At 43.5% G+C, this 15,317-nt stretch carries 12 protein-coding genes; 8 read left to right on the top strand and 4 right to left on the bottom strand.

From position 1 onward, the window contains the following. Positions 1–17: 17 nt before the first annotated feature. From I3B46_RS14315 to I3B46_RS14280, 8 genes are all read left to right on the top strand, one after another. Complete coding sequence (locus I3B46_RS14315; RefSeq protein ID WP_196993041.1) at positions 18–3,128, top strand: tape measure protein; 3,111 nt, start codon at positions 18–20, stop codon at positions 3,126–3,128. A 3-nt stretch (positions 3,129–3,131) separates the two neighbouring features. Then, positions 3,132–3,728, top strand: a complete 597-nt coding sequence (locus I3B46_RS14310) for a phage protein (RefSeq protein ID WP_036940609.1) — start codon at positions 3,132–3,134, stop codon at positions 3,726–3,728. Beyond that, entirely contained in the window at positions 3,728–4,309 is a 582-nt protein-coding gene (locus I3B46_RS14305) for a hypothetical protein (RefSeq protein ID WP_196993040.1), read from the top strand. Before I3B46_RS14310 ends, I3B46_RS14305 begins: the two co-directional genes overlap by 1 nt. Before the next feature lie 45 nt (positions 4,310–4,354). Further along, positions 4,355–4,993, top strand: coding sequence for a hypothetical protein (locus tag I3B46_RS14300; protein ID WP_196993039.1), 639 nt, complete (start codon positions 4,355–4,357; stop codon positions 4,991–4,993). A gap of 56 nt (positions 4,994–5,049) precedes the next feature. Beyond that, positions 5,050–5,448: a DUF6950 family protein gene (locus tag I3B46_RS14295; protein ID WP_036940605.1), complete on the top strand. Its 399-nt coding sequence runs from the start codon at positions 5,050–5,052 to the stop codon at positions 5,446–5,448. After that, positions 5,449–9,759, top strand: coding sequence for a phage tail tip protein J-related protein (locus I3B46_RS14290; RefSeq protein ID WP_196993038.1), 4,311 nt, complete (start codon positions 5,449–5,451; stop codon positions 9,757–9,759). A 64-nt stretch (positions 9,760–9,823) separates the two neighbouring features. Continuing rightward, the gene (locus tag I3B46_RS14285; protein ID WP_196993037.1) at positions 9,824–11,161 is read left to right on the top strand and encodes a phage tail fiber protein; all 1,338 of its coding nucleotides are present in this window, start codon (positions 9,824–9,826) and stop codon (positions 11,159–11,161) included. A gap of 118 nt (positions 11,162–11,279) precedes the next feature. Beyond that, a complete protein-coding gene (locus tag I3B46_RS14280; RefSeq protein WP_042116475.1) occupies positions 11,280–11,603 on the top strand; it encodes a helix-turn-helix domain-containing protein in 324 nt (107 codons plus the stop codon). Positions 11,604–11,650: 47 nt separating this feature from the next. Here I3B46_RS14280 and I3B46_RS14275 read toward each other — a convergent pair whose 3' ends face one another. The 4 genes from I3B46_RS14275 to I3B46_RS14260 form a co-directional block, all read right to left on the bottom strand. Next, positions 11,651–11,932 carry a DinI-like family protein gene (locus tag I3B46_RS14275; protein WP_060561364.1) on the bottom strand — a complete coding sequence of 94 codons (282 nt, stop codon included), beginning with the start codon at positions 11,930–11,932 and terminating at the stop codon, positions 11,651–11,653. Between the two features lie 267 nt (positions 11,933–12,199). Continuing rightward, positions 12,200–12,604: an acyl-CoA thioesterase gene (locus tag I3B46_RS14270; RefSeq protein WP_004918488.1), complete on the bottom strand. Its 405-nt coding sequence runs from the start codon at positions 12,602–12,604 to the stop codon at positions 12,200–12,202. A 212-nt stretch (positions 12,605–12,816) separates the two neighbouring features. Then, a complete protein-coding gene (locus I3B46_RS14265) occupies positions 12,817–13,608 on the bottom strand; it encodes a PhzF family phenazine biosynthesis protein (protein WP_036943694.1) in 792 nt (263 codons plus the stop codon). 142 nt (positions 13,609–13,750) lie between these two features. Next, positions 13,751–15,283 (bottom strand): peptide MFS transporter, encoded by a 1,533-nt coding sequence (locus I3B46_RS14260; protein WP_004918490.1) that lies wholly within the window; start codon positions 15,281–15,283, stop codon positions 13,751–13,753. Between the last annotated feature and the right edge of the window lie 34 nt (positions 15,284–15,317).

Genomic DNA, 15,317 nt, shown 5'->3' with positions numbered 1-15,317 from the left:
TTTGCTGAGGGGTTTTTATGTCAAAACTTCGTGAACTTATTATTAAAATTTCGGCTAACTCAACCAGTTATCAGGCTGAAATCGCACGCGCCAGCCGAATGGGAACGGATTATTATCGTTCGATGGGGGCAAACAGTCGTCGCCTTGAGCGTGAATTACGTGCTCAGCGTCAGGCATTAAGTGACATCAATAGGCAACTAGCCACTGTCACTAACACCGCTAAGATGATGTCAGGGGCGTTAGCGGGCTTCTTTTCGGTATCAACGCTGATCACCGTTGTTGATGACTGGGGGCAGATGTCCGCACGGATAAAAATGGCATTAAATTCAGTTGAAGGCGATATCAGTCGTTATGAGGAGCTTCAGCAGCGCTTTTTAACGGTGAGCAACCGCAACGGGAAGGCGATTGAAACGACCCAAGAACTGTATGTCGGTTCAGCCTCAGCCATGAAAGAGCTGGGATATTCCACGGCAAACACGTTGGATTATATTGAATCGTTGTCGTCGGTTTTTACGGCCAATGCGACCAGTGCACAACAAACTGAATCCGCCTATAACGCATTAAACCGCGCGATGGTCACCGGCGTTTTAAAGGGTAATGACTGGCATTCTGTGTTAAATGCCATGCCTTCTGTCGTGGGGGATATAGCCAAAGAACTCTCACGCATGCGCGGTGGCGTTAAAGTCACTGAAAATGATGTAAAGCAAATGGCAGCTAAAAGCGGCATTGCAATGACATTATTTGCCAACGCGTTGATTAATGCCAAAGAGGCGAATAATGCCCTTGCGGACAGCATGGATAACACGGTTTCGGATAGTTTCACCAAGGCGACCAATGCAGCCAAATCTTATTTTGGTGAAATTAACGCCAGTTTTGGGATCACTCGTTCCATGGCGGCAGGGTTAGCTACAATCAGTGAAAACTTTAGCAGCTTTGCGACAGCGGCGATTGCGATAGGGGGAATTGGTTTATCGCGCTATATGGGCAATTTGTCGCTGAGTGCGTATGAAGCTGGTAAAAACATGCTTGTTACAGCGAAAAACAATTATGTTTTGAATGCGGCACAGGCGAAAGGGTTAGAGACCACGCTTGAGAAAATTCGAGCTGACAAGGCATTTGCTATTACCACTCAAGAGTCATTAGCAGCACAGCTACGTGCGGCTCAGACTGAAACTCAGCGTAATGCAATACGTCAACAAATGGCGAAAAACTCAGCCACAATCATTTCTCTTAATCGTGCTGAAAGAGCAACTGTTGACGAGCTTACGGCCGCACAAAATCGCTTGAATTTTGCAGCTAGAGCAGCCAGAGGAACCTTAGCGTTATTAGGCGGACCAGTCGGCGCGGCGATGTTAGCGGGCGGGGCTTTATTTTACTTCTCTCAAAAATCAGATGAAGCCAAGGAAAAACTTGATAGCATGCGCGGCTCTGTTGTGGAAACAATCGAGCAACTACAGCAGTTATCAAAAATCAAACTTGAAATAAAGCTTGATGAGCTAAACGACGATATTCAGATTCTAGAGAAAGAACGCAAGCGTCTTTATGGTGAAGCTCAAAAATATTCTGAAACTAGAGCTGCTGAAATGCAGGCAATAAAAGATGGGGGCGGCGTAGGTAAGTTTCTGGCCGATACATTTGGTACTAGTCCTGATGAGTTTTTGAAAGAAAGGAAAAAGGTTTTAGGGGCATTAGAAGATATAAATCAAGATCTTGATGCCAAAATAAAGAGCCGTGAGAACACTCAAAATATTTTAGCTAGTGGTAAATTTGATATAAAACCTGAAAATAGTAGTGAGTTGCCCGTGCCATCACTCACCAGCAACACAGACAAAGGTAAAAATAAAGCACTTAACGATTATCGGCAGTTGCGGAAATCGATTGAGTCTGAACATTTTTCAAGTCTGCAAAAGATACTTGCTGATGAAAAGGAGAACAACGACAAATTAATTGAGTTGAATAAAAAAGGCTACGTCAGTCAGTCTGAGATGAAGCGTCTAGCGCTACTGAATGAAGAAAATCATCAGCGCAAGCGCTTAGAGCTCGCAGAAAAATACAGTCCTTATGAAGCCATTGTTCGCAAAGAAAAAGAAGCCGCCAAGGAGTTGAACGAACTTCGTCAAGCCAATCTGTTAAGTGAGCAGCAGTATTATACCGCCAGCTTGCAACTGCGTAATGATTACATCAAGCAAAAGTTAACCGAAGAAGCCAACCAAAAGGCCTTACCAAGTTATGAGCTTTCGGGGGAAATTGACCCTGTTGTTAAACTGCAAAACCAGCTTAATGAACAACGAGCATTATATGAGGCCTACCGCAACAATGACTTGATTAGTCAGGAGCGGTACCAGGAACTCATGATTGCAGCAACTAATCGCTCGAAAGAGGCTCAATTAGAAGCTGCAAAAGAGCTTTATGGTGCACAGGGCAAATGGCAGAAAATGCAGATGAACTTGTTGGAAACTGTTGAGCAACGCACTAGCAATGCGTTGACGGGAATATTGACAGGTTCTAAGTCATTTTCTGAAGCGTTGCAAGAGCTATCAGCGTCACTGGCTCAAGCTATTATTCAAGACCTTGTTCGAATCGCCATGCAAGCCATGATAACAAATTCACTGACGGGGTTGTTTGGCGGTCTTGGCGGTTCATCAGCGGGGGCGAGCGCGGGAGCTTCTAGTGCAAATACAGGTGCCATGGGGATGTCTACGAGTTGGCAAAGCTATGTGCCGAACGCTAAAGGTGGAATGTACAACACACCGGGGCTTAGCGCTTATAGTGGTCAAGTTATTGACGCTCCGACATTTTTCCCGTTTGCAAAGGGCGGTGTTCCATCGCTTGGCTTGATGGGTGAGGCTGGTCCCGAAGCCATTATGCCACTGACTCGCGCTAAAGATGGCTCGCTGGGTGTTCGTGCTCAACTCCCTAAAATTGACATGCCTGTTAATGAAAAACCGGCTGGCGGCACAACTATTCAGCAGGAAATTCATGTTCATGGTAATGGTGATGCTGCGCTTGAAGCGGCATTAAGAGAGGCGGCGCGCCAAGGGGCGGAAGAGGGCGCGGCAAAGGCTAAAGCGGATATCATGCGAGATTTTCAAACAAATGGTAAGTTACGAAAAACACTAGGAAAATAATCCATGGATATTTTAACATGGCCTAAAGAGCTAGAACCCTCGGCGCTAGATTGGCAATTGCTGAGTAACTCCAAAACCTTCATTTCGACGTTTACGGGGAGCGCACAAACCGTGCGTTACCCCGGTAGCCGTTGGCGCTGTGATTTAACGCTCAACAATTTAACGGACGAAAAATCACGATTGCTTGAAGTTATTTTGGCGCAACTGGACGGAGAGTCAGGCCGCATTAAGTTGTTTGATTGGCTCAGAACTGGCGTTAGTAATGTAGGGGATCCGATTGTTAACCAGCCAAACCAAACGGGGCGATCTTTATTAACTCGCGGGTGGAAGCCCAACTCGTTAGTGCTAAGAGCCGCTGATAACATCACAATTAATCATGAACTTAAAAAAGTGACTTCTGACGTTATGAGTGATACAGAGGGAAATGCAACTATTATGTTTTCTCCGATGCTTCGTAACTCCCCAGCAATGGGCGATAAAATAGAAGTACGTGAACCCTATGGCATTTTTAAGCTTACTGATAATAATCAAGGCCGATTGCGTCGAGTGCCGGGTGTATTCACATCAACAACCCTTTCTTTTGAGGAGGCGCTTTACTGATGATCTATCATCCTTTTTCAAATGAGATGACTAAGGCAATTAATGAGGGATGTTACATTGTGATTGCGGCTAAGCTAGATCTTAAATCTGGTGTAACGCGTGTTCACACCTCAACAGGTAATTTAATTATCGCTGGAGAGGTCTATCAAGGCGTGGGGCAATTTGGTGCCATTGAAACAGTATCAGAAGAAAATACAACCAGTCCTCAGCAACTTATTTTATCGCTTAGTGGCTTTGACTCCTCGCTCTTAGGTGATGTTATGAATGAGCGTAGTCGGGGGCGTGATGTTAGGCTAATGATGGTTGCGCTTAACGAAGATGGGCAACCCGTACTTGCAGAGGTGCTATTTGCAGGGCAGATTAGCAATATTGGTGTAAGTGCGGGGGATAAGTGTGAGGTGGCTGTTACTGTTTCGAATCGCTTTGAGCGTTGGTCGCAAGGCTTGCCTGATAGGTTTACTGACGAATCGTGGCAAAAACGACATATTGGAGACCGCATATTTCGATATGTAGCCCAAATGGCTGAACGTGCCATTTATTGGGGAAGTAAAAAAGATGCTCCAGCTTTCATCTATAAATAAATGCTGGCATTATAAATAATTACTTCATATTTCTGGTGGTGATTAATGAAAAAAATAGCCATTTTATACATTATGGTAGCCGCATTGCATTTGACCGCATGCGATAAACGCGATGGTGACGCCAACAAAGTCTCCAGTAGCTCAGCTAAAAGCGTTATCGATGACCGGTATATTGGGCCGTTTGGTTTACAATGGGGATCTTCGCTTGAGGGGGTAATGGCAGAAATTGGTAATAATGCCGAGGTATTAAGTAGCCAGAGTGAATGCCCATTCATTAAAGTTAAAACGCAAAAATTACCTTACGGCTTAAACAATAAAGATGAAATCTACAAGCTAAAGTTTCTTCCTGAGAATGACGAGATAAATTTTAGCGGGCTTATGGTAGTGGAGTACGACTATACAACTACAAATAAAGAAATCTATAAAATAGACTTTAATGACATATTAAAAAATCTTGAGCTTAAATATGGCAACCCAATAGAGACAAAGGTAGATAGCGAGAAAAGCAGTCTATACGTCTTTGAAAATGGCAATAGACATGTGATGCTATCAGGATCAGGCTCTGATGGGTTTTATTCTATTTGGATGATACATGCATTTCTGCCAAAGGAAGATAAAAAAGAAATGAGCCAAATAATGGATAAAATAAAATTAGAGTGCCAGAAACAAAGAAACCCACTTTAAGTAATACAACAAACATACCCGCTTCGGCGGGTTTTTTTATGCCCGGAGAACGGTAAATGCGACACATCAACTGGACAACTCGACTCCCTCAAACACTACAAAATGCAATGCAAAAACCCTTTGCATGGGGTGAGCATGATTGCTGCTTGTTTGCAGCGGATTGCGTGATGGCGATTTGTGACTTTGATCCGTGCGCAAATGTGCGAGGTCGATACAAAACAAAAACAGGAGCAGCGCGTGTCCTGAAATCCGAGTTTGGTGATATCGAGTCAGCATTATCATGCTTTTTTGCTGAAATTCCCGTGAGTGCAGCAAGTCGCGGTGACATTGTTTTGTTTGAGGGTGACGAAGGTAAAACTCTTGGCGTGTTGTGGGCGAATAAAATTTGGGCAGTTACTGAAGAAGGGGCTAGACCTGTAAGGCATCAACCAACGAAGGCATGGAGAGTAGAGTAAATGGGTAAGACAGTCACCAATATCGTTTCTGCTGGACTGATGGTTGCAGGTGTCATTGTTACTGGCGGACTCGGAACGGCTTTAATTGCAGCGGGTATTGCTGTTCAAGCTGCCGGCTCAATGATCTTCAAAGACAAAATGCCCTCTGGTTACCGCGACCAATCCGAACGTAAGCAGATGTTGCGTTCAGCCGTTGCACCAGAAACAATCATTGTCGGTAAAACAGTATGCTCTGGCCTGTTATTCTTTGCAGAAGAAGAAAAAGGCGAACAAACAGAAAATGAGCGTTTATTTTTAGCGTTAGCAATTGCAGCACATAAACTCGATCACATTGGCCAGATTTGGTTGAACGATGATTTAATCGGTGAGTTTGGCGATAAAGCTGAGTATGAATTTCATAACGGCCGCACTGATTGTGATCCGTATATGCTGAAAAATGCCCCTTCATGGAAAGAGGATATGATAGGGGATGGTTTAGCGTGGTTACGCTTAACGTTAAAGTACGATGCTGAGAAATTTCCCTACGGCGTGCCGAATGTCAAAGTCGAAGTGTGGGGGAAGCAAATCTATGACCCGCGCACTGGTAAAACCGTGTGGAGTAATAACGGCGCATTAGTCATTCTTGATTATTATCGTAGTTATTTAAACGTTCCTGATTCCGACATTGATTTTGATGCGTTCAAAGTCGCTGCTGATTTATGTGATGAGCCTGTAATGACCCCAGAGGGTAATACGGAGCCTCGCTATACAATTAATGGCGCTTATGAGCTTTCCGAATCGCCAGCATCAGTGCTTGACCACATGCACAAATGCATAGCTGCTGAGCCAACCTATGTGGCTGGAAAGCACGGTATCTTGATGCAAGCGTACAATGGACCTGCTGTATTGCGTATCGAGCCAAATCAAATCATTGATACGGTCAATATCACGCCAGAACTAGGGCTACGTGATGCAACTAACGCCATTTACGGTACATTTATTGATGCCGAACAGCAATATATCCAAACAGATTTTGAGCCTGTTATTGTTGAAGAGTGGGTTGAAGAAGACGGATTAGAGATTAAAGAGAACATTGACTATCGTTTTATTGTTAGTCCGTACCAAGCTGCAAGAGTCACAAACTTGTATCTACGTAAAAAACGCGCGGGTCGTCGCATTCAGTCAAAAATGAATATGGATGGTTACGCATATAGACCAGGGGATGTTTGCTTACTTAACTTGCCCCATATCGGTATACAGGACTTTGAGTGCCGCGTGGCTGAGTGGAAGTTTCATCCACAAGAGGGTGTCGAGTTACTGCTCGAAGAGGATGGGCCACATATCTATGAAGACATCATCGGCAAGCCGTTTGTTAGACCGCCATTTACTGTTTTGCCGACTGGCGGGGTGGCTCCTCCGCTTAACCTTGCTTTTGTGGCCACAAATATTGGTGAAGTGGTTCAAGGCTATCTGAGTTGGCAGTCAGCCGCTGCCGATGTTCGCTATAACACAGTGAATATTCTTGAAAATGGCAAGGTTATCCAATCGATTCAAGTACCGAGTGACCGCGTTGAGTTATCGGGGCTTGTGCGTGGCTCATATCGTGCCGAAGTTCGGTCAATTAATGCGGCTGGTGCGATGTCTGCCCCTGCTATTGTTGACTTTGATATTCAAGCTCCACCTAAACCGATCAGTGTTGAAATGGTTGGCGGTATATTCTCGTTGACTTGCATCCCTCATGGTGGTGAAACCGCGCAGCATGGCTATACATTTGAATTCTGGTTCAGCGACAAAAAACTGGCCAGTACGAATGACGTCGAAGTCACCACAAAAGCCAACCGACAAGGTCAGGGGCAATTTTGGACTAAGGATAACTTAAAGGCGGGTACAGATTATTGGTTTTATGTTCGTACTGTTAACAGCTATGGAAAATCGCAATTTGTCGAAGCTGTGGGTCAAGCTAGTGGAACGCCAAAGGATATGGTTGACGAGCTGGGCGACACCTTCCTCACCAATGAAGCTGGAAAGCAGATGCAAGAGCAGATTGACTTTAGCAAAGAAGCGATTGCAGAGCTTGAGCTGGACACGATTGATGTGAAGCAGAAAGTTGTCAGCATTGATAGAGATGTTGAAGCGGTCAACGAAGCGGTGATGATGAACACTCAGTTCACGACGGAAGTTCATTTCAGCTTGAAAGAAGAGGTTGCTGATAGAAAAGCTGAGATATTCCGCATTGAGCAAGTGCAAGTCACTGACAGAGAAGCGGCGGCGCGCTGGCAAGAGAAAATCAGTGCTGAAGTAAGCTATAACGCCGCTGAAATTCTCAATATCAAAGATACTCAAACGAGCTATGAGAAAGCAACGGCGCAGCAAATTAGTCAAGTAAAAGCTGATGTCGATGGTGTTAAATCACGCGTCACAACAGTCGAAACAGCAACCGCCGATTTAAAGCAATCACAAGCGAAGTTTGAACAATCAACTACAGCTGAATTCGGCGAGATGCGCGGCTATATCACGCACTTTGAGACGTCATTGTCAAATGTGGAGCTTGCAGTTTCAGAAGCGATTATGCAGACGACAGCTCAAGTGAACCAACATAGCTCTGAGTTGCTACAGTCGAAAGCGGAAGTTAAGCGTATCGCGAATGCAACAGCGACGAATGAAAAAGCAACAGCCGAGCTTGCAGAGAGCGTGAAAGCGCACTACGAAGATTCGCAAGCTGAATTCGTGGATGTGCGTAAATCAATCGCAGAGCAAGACAAAGCACACTCTGAGCGCACAGAGCAAGTACGCGCAGAACTCGGGAAAGACATCAACTCGAACAAAGAGGAGTTATCGAAAGTTAGTGCCGCTGTCACGACGAACACAAAAGCGATAGCGAAAACGGATGAGACTGTCACGGAGCTTCAGCAACTTCAAACATCCCAGTTTAATGACAACAGTTCATCCATTGCGAATGTGCAACACACGCAAGCGAATGCCGATAGCACCCACGCTGAAAGCACATTGCAACTTGCAGTTCAGCAGAATCAGCAAGGCACTGAGATTTTGCGTGCTAAAGCTTCTATCCGTGAAACTAACAAAATTGTTGCTGATAACGATAAAGCTTATGCGCAGAAGTTCACGCAAATTGATGCTCAACTCGGTGAGAACGGCGCTCGTTTTACGCGAGTAGAAGAAGCGCTGGCAGATACTCAGCAATCAGTTGCAAAAAGCCATGAGCAGCTCAACGCGAAGTTTGATAGCAGGATTAACACCGTTCAAGCTCAAATTGACACGCAGAAAGAAGCGATTGCGAAGCAAGACCAAGCGATTGCTAAAGTTAACACAGATTTATCTACTCGAATCGGTCAAGCAGAGTCGTCAATCAGTGATAACAAGCAGTCAATCAGCGACAACGAGCAAGCTTTGGCGGATTTCAGTCAGTTGACGAGAGCTGAGTTTGACAATCAGCAGGCAGCGATTGAGCAACGTGGGCAAACCATTTTTGACCACAACGGCAATGGCTCTGCTATCTACACAATTAAGACCGGCATTAATTGGAATGGTCAATATTACGACGCTAAGTTCATGATGGGAGTGGAGGTAAAAAACGGCCAAGTCGTCACGCAAATTGGTTTCAGTGCTGATACGTTTGGTATCTTTAACCCTGTAAGTGGCAAGCTAGAACCCGTGTTTTTCGTTGAAGACGGACAAGTTTTTATCAATGAAGCGTTTATTAATCAAGCGACAATTGAAAAGCTGTTAATCGGTTCGACTATCAAATCCAAAAATTGGGATCCTTTAGCTAAAAAAGGTCTCATGCTGGACTTTGAAAACGGGAAGCTGATTGCAAATGACGCTGAAATAACCGGTAAGATTTATGCAACTGATGGCGAGTTTAATGGAACTGTTTATGTTGAAAAGTTAATTGGCGATAATGCGGTAGCAGCAACTTACAAGTATGCCACCAAAGAAGAAATCCATGGTAGTAAATATGACCAAGTCATTGAGTCAAAGATCATTTATACAGGGGGGATGCCGTATGATGTTGATTTATTAATGCCAACGATGCAGTTTGAGTCAGCAGGGTCTTATTCAGACGCAATTATCGATGCCTATGTTCAAATCATTATTGATGGGGTAACACATACACCGCAAACAACAAAGGTGATAAATGGAAGTTCATGGAAATTAGTTTGCTCATTCTACGCAACAATACCAGCTAGCAAAAAAGACGTTGTCGTTACAGTTAGATACACCACATATCATGCAGGGAAGTGTACGACTAAGATACTGCCAGCAATGGTTATTGCCTGCAAACATAACTCATCATCATTTAAAATCAGTTAAAAGTCTATCACATAAACAAGCCGCTTAATTGCGGTTTTTTTGTATCTAAATTTCGGAGAATATTATGTACAACGTAGGAACAGTCACAACGACAGCAAACAGCACAAAACTAATTGGAGTGGGCACTAAGTGGAAAGAGAATATTAATCTTGTACTTCCAATGCAGATGATACAGATTCAAATCGGCAACACTGTTCATAACAACAGCATTCACTCAATACAGTCGAACACAGAACTAACATTAAACTTTCCAATCCCGACAGCACAAACTGGTGCTAAATACGTTATTTTCACAACAACAATGGATTCAATTTCAGCAGCAGCAAACGCGATTGTTGCAATGAACGTATCTAATGTACAGTTCAGTGATATACAGAATCGCATCATGACAGAGTCTGGAGTTATTGATATCAAACTTCCTGATGGCACTGTGCGCAAAACACGCACAGAAGCAGAGCGGGATAAGTTGCTCGATGGGAAGTTTGATAAAACGGGCGGAACTATCTCTGGTGATGTGACTTTCAGTAAGGACGCAATTAAGTCGACAAAAGGGACGCACACCTTGCCTGCTAACTCTGGCACACTAATGCAAGTTGGTGATTATGGAGTGGGAGGGGTGGGACCCATTTTTACAGATGCTAATGAATTGCGTTTAGAAAGTGGATTTTATTCGGGTGGAGGTGGAGCGACTACGGCAGGTAATAACTTTCATAGTTACTCTCCACTCATTCATGCGTGTCGAGCGGGTGGAGCCGACCAGTCAGGGATGACACTGCAACTTCAAGGAAATACCGCCAAATTACTCGCTTACCGACAAAAAAATAATGGCGTGTGGAATGGCTGGTTTGAAATTTACTCAACAGGCAATACAACCAAAGACTCCAACGGCAACTTAAAAGCCGCATCCCCGATTGTCAAAGTTTTTGCTGACCACATCGAGACTAACGAAGAGTCAGAAGGCGTTGAAATGGAGCACCTTGGTGTAGGGCACTATTTAATCAAAGGCGTTGTGGGTTTCAATGCAGACGGCGCATGGGGTATCAATAACGGCTTTGTCATTCCTCAAGACCATAACGGTAAAAACATGGTGCTTATTGATTACAAGGTGAGACCTGATGGTGATATTGAAGTTTTTGTTTTCCACCAACAGAACGCTGACCTACCGGAGCGTTTTCAGAACAAGCGCATTAAGCACTTTGATGAAGACGGCAACCCTGTTTACTACGAAAACTACGAACCGTGTGACGTTCCTGAATCGCGCTGGATAGATATGCGTGTCGAAATGCCGGTGAATTCTATCTACAACCTCAAGCAAGCAGAAGCTGAGCGATTGGCGAAAGAGGAGGCGGAGAGGCAAGCGGAGGAGGAGCAGAAAAGTGAAATTAATATAAAAAGAGAATAATATAGTGCGATAACTTATAAGAAAGTTTCTTCAATGTATTGAAAATTGTTTCAGTTAAAGGTAAAGGTTATATCAAGAGCTTCATTTCGAGATGTTAATTACACTAAAGGGGCACAATATGAAGAGCACTAACTCAATTTCTAAATTAGTGGGATTTCACCTTAAGAAGCTAAGAATACAGAGTGGGCTAACAGCATTTCAGCTAGCTAAACAAGCTGGAATTAAAAGTGAACAGCAATTATATCGTTACGAGAGGGGGATTAATAGGATTGGTATTGATGAATTAATTTCTTCATTACAAGTGTTAGATATTGATATTGGGGAATTTTTTGAACTAATAACTAAAGAAAGTTTAGTTGAAAATGAATTAACAGATATTGATAAGGAAAAACAGTATTTGGATACCCAGATAATAATTACCTCTTCCTCCCATGCTAATTAATCTACTCAAATTGGAATGAGCCAACAGCTTGAGTTGGCTCGTTTAATTTATTTGTCAAAATATTCTATATCTTCCGTTTGTTTTCCTTCGGGGAGCCAGCTATCATCTTCCCAAATCTCTTGCAGCACTTCTTCGATGTAGTCTTTTTTTTCATTCTTTTTTAGCCCATCAATATTTAGGCTAGTATGAGCTCCCCAGCCAATATCCACATTTAATTCAGGGTATTTGTTTTTTAATCTCTTCTCAACTTGAGCTTGAAGTGCTTGAAAGGTGCCGATAGGGAGCTTCCCTTTCATGTTGAGGTCAAGTCTTATTTTGATATTAACCATAAATGCTCCTTCATAGGTGTAAGGTGATAAACATCTTGCGTACAAAACACTGTTGTTTTATACAGTAAAATGCAATGTAATTTCAATAGGAGCAGAAAAATAGAACACACGATTGAGTTGGGCTTTTAATATCTTTTATGTTAGGCAACTGATATATGTAGAATGCAGTTTATAGTGAATAAGCCCTTGTTTATAGGGATTGGTTTTGTGTCCATGAGTGTGTCCATTGGTATATTTATTGCTATTTTAACTAATTAAAACTTTATATTAATCAATGATTGGTGTTGGTTTTCCGTTATCATCAACGGCAACAAAATTAAATTGACCATGGATCACTTCTTCGCGTCCTTCACGATACATATCTTCTAAGAATATCGACACATTGACAGTCAAACTTGTTCGACCAACGCGGCTAACTTTACCGACTAATTCGACGATGGTGCCAGAAGGAATCGGGTGAGTGAAATTGATTTTTTCGGTTGAGACTGTCACTAAGCGTTTACGGCAAAAACGTGTTGCGGTAATAAAAGAGACCTCATCCATCCAAGCGAGAGCGGTACCACCAAATAAGGTGTCGTGGTGGTTAGTGGTGGTTGGAAAAATAACCTTTGAAACACTTGTGATAGAACCTTCAATTTTTTGCGTGATTATCTCATCAACGTCAGAACGCATAATATGGCCTTACAATAATTGCTGTGGAGACGATATTCGTCATACTTCAAATGGCAGCATTGCTGACGGCATTGATGCAATAATGGCATACATTTGTATGTATTTAGTGGCATATGCGTCGTCGCCTAGCTGCCTTTCATCTATCAACTCAGTGTAATATGCTTTTAAAATAAATTACACCGATGATATTTTAAGGGTAAATATATTAGTGATCATAGATGTATATGACCCGTTAAAAACAGTGTTGCCTCACCCGTTAATTTTACCCGCTGATCTTCAACCGCACATAGTACGACACCACCACGAGCCGATATTTGATGGCCGACTAACTGATTTTTATTTAAGCGAGCCGCCCATAATGGGGCAATGGCACAATGCGAGGTACCTGTGACGGGATCTTCATCCACGCCTTTAGCTGGGGCAAAATAGCGTGAAACAAAGTCGATATGTGGTTCATGACTTGCTGCTGTAATTGTTAGGCCAGGTAGAGGCAGTGCAGCTAAAGCAGACATATTTGGAGAGCAGTGTGCCACTTGGTCAGGGCTACTTAAGAAACAGACATAGCGATCTTTAGCTAGCCACAATGCTTCAATTTCAACCCCCAAAATATCGGCTAGCTGTGGGTAATCTGCAATTGAAGCGGGTTGTGTGTTGAGAATAGGGAAATCGAGAGTAAACCCACTGCCATTTTTATAAAGCGTCAGCTCCCCTGAGAGGGATTTAAAAATAAAAGGGTTAATGGGGTGTTGCCTAAACTGATTAAGGACAAATGCAGCCGCTAATGTGGCATGCCCACAGAGATTGACCTCTACCGCCGGTGTGAACCAGCGAATATGATCCCCAACTAAAAATGCGGTTTCTGATAAATTAATTTCAGCCGCAATCGCAATCAATTGGTTATCTGGTAACCATTCATCAAGTAATACGACCGCGGCAGGGTTGCCTTGAAACTGGGTATTGGTAAAAGCATCAACATAGAAAACAGGCAGTGTTGAAAGACTCATAACGGTTTCCAAAAGCAGGTTAAATAGGGGAAAAGTATAGCGTTAATTAATCACTAACATAATAGTTTTAAGGATGAAATAAAAACGCCCGATAGGCAATTCTGCATATCGGGCGAGGGGATGATTGATAACTAACGGAAAATTATTTTGCGTTTACTTCGTTATCATCTGCATTTTTTAACATTTTTCTGACTGGAATGATTAATGCAGCTAGCACGATTGCACAGATAACTAATGCGATTGAAACATGTGAGAACAACTCAGGCATTGAATTTAGTTGCTCTTTATTGATATTCCCGCCCATGATACCAGCAGCAAGGTTACCTAATGCGCTTGCACAGAACCAGAGCCCCATCACTTGGCCACGCATCTTTTGTGGTGCCAGCAGAGTCATGGTTGCTAAGCCAATAGGGCTTAGGCATAGCTCACCGAGAGTGAGTAAAAGAATACTCGAAACTAACCAGAACGGCGAAACCCCTGTTTGTGTGGCAAGAACTTGGTTGGCTGCCATCATCATGACCGCAAAGCCTGCCGCAGCAAATAAGATACCGATGACAAATTTAGTCATGCTGCTTGGGTTGATATTGCGTTTGGCAAGAGAAGGCCAGAACCAGCTAAAGACAGGTGCCAACAGGATAATAAACAATGCGTTGATAGACTGGAACCAAATGGTTGGGATCTCAAATGAGCCCATTTGGCGATCGGTATAGTCACGCGCAAAGATATTAAATGAGGTTGGTTTTTGTTCAAACGCTGACCAGAAGAAAGCTGCTGCAATGAGCAGTATCAAACAAGCGAGGAGACGTGAACGCTCACTGCTATTAAGGCCGGCAAAGAAGAACATGAAAAAGAAGTAGATACCCACACACGTGGAGATGATGTAGGCTGAGCTTTTTGCGATTGTCGCCGCATTAAAGGGGATAACGCCATTGTCGATAAGGATCACTAACACCGCGAGGATTGCCATAGCGAGCGTTACCCATTTACCGACATTTTTACGCTCGACAGTTGGGCGGTTCCACGTTGAATCTAACCCGACTTCTTTGTCGTAGCGGCGCATTTGTGGGATGGCATAGAAACGGAAAATCAAGAGTGCAATCAGCATACCGATACCGCCAAGACCAAAGCCAAGATGCCAGCCGTATTTTTCATGCAAAGGGCCGATGATCAGTGGAGCGATAAACGACCCCATGTTAATCCCCATATAGAACAAGGAGAAACCACCGTCACGACGAGTATCTTCTTTTTTATAGAGTGTTCCCACCATAACCGTGATACAGGTTTTAAACAAACCAGTTCCTAACACGATTAATAGGAGACCAACAAAGAAGAAGGTATTGCTTAAAAACGCTGACATTGCGATCGATAAGTGGCCGAATGCAATGATTAACGAGCCGTACCAAACCGCTCTGCGCTGCCCTAGCCAGTTATCTGCTAGCCAGCCACCAGGAAGTGATGTGATATAAACCCCACCAGCAAAGATCCCGACGATAGCGGAAGCTTGCTCAATAGGTAACTCCATTCCCCCTTGTAGCAGTGCGGCACTCATAAACAAGATGAGCAGTGGGCGCACGCCATAGAAAGAGAACCTTTCCCACATTTCGGTGAGGAAGAGTGAACTCAGTGGGTATGGATGCCCAAAAAAGGTTTTTGTTTTAGTCGCAGAATGACTCATCTGTGAACTCCGATAAATTATATTTTGATTAGTT

It is taken from the genome of Providencia sp. 2.29 (genome assembly GCF_015832305.1).
GTDB classification, from domain to species: domain Bacteria; phylum Pseudomonadota; class Gammaproteobacteria; order Enterobacterales; family Enterobacteriaceae; genus Providencia; species Providencia stuartii.
Note: the sequence above shows the minus strand (reverse complement) of the source record. Positions and strands in the feature narration are given on the sequence as shown.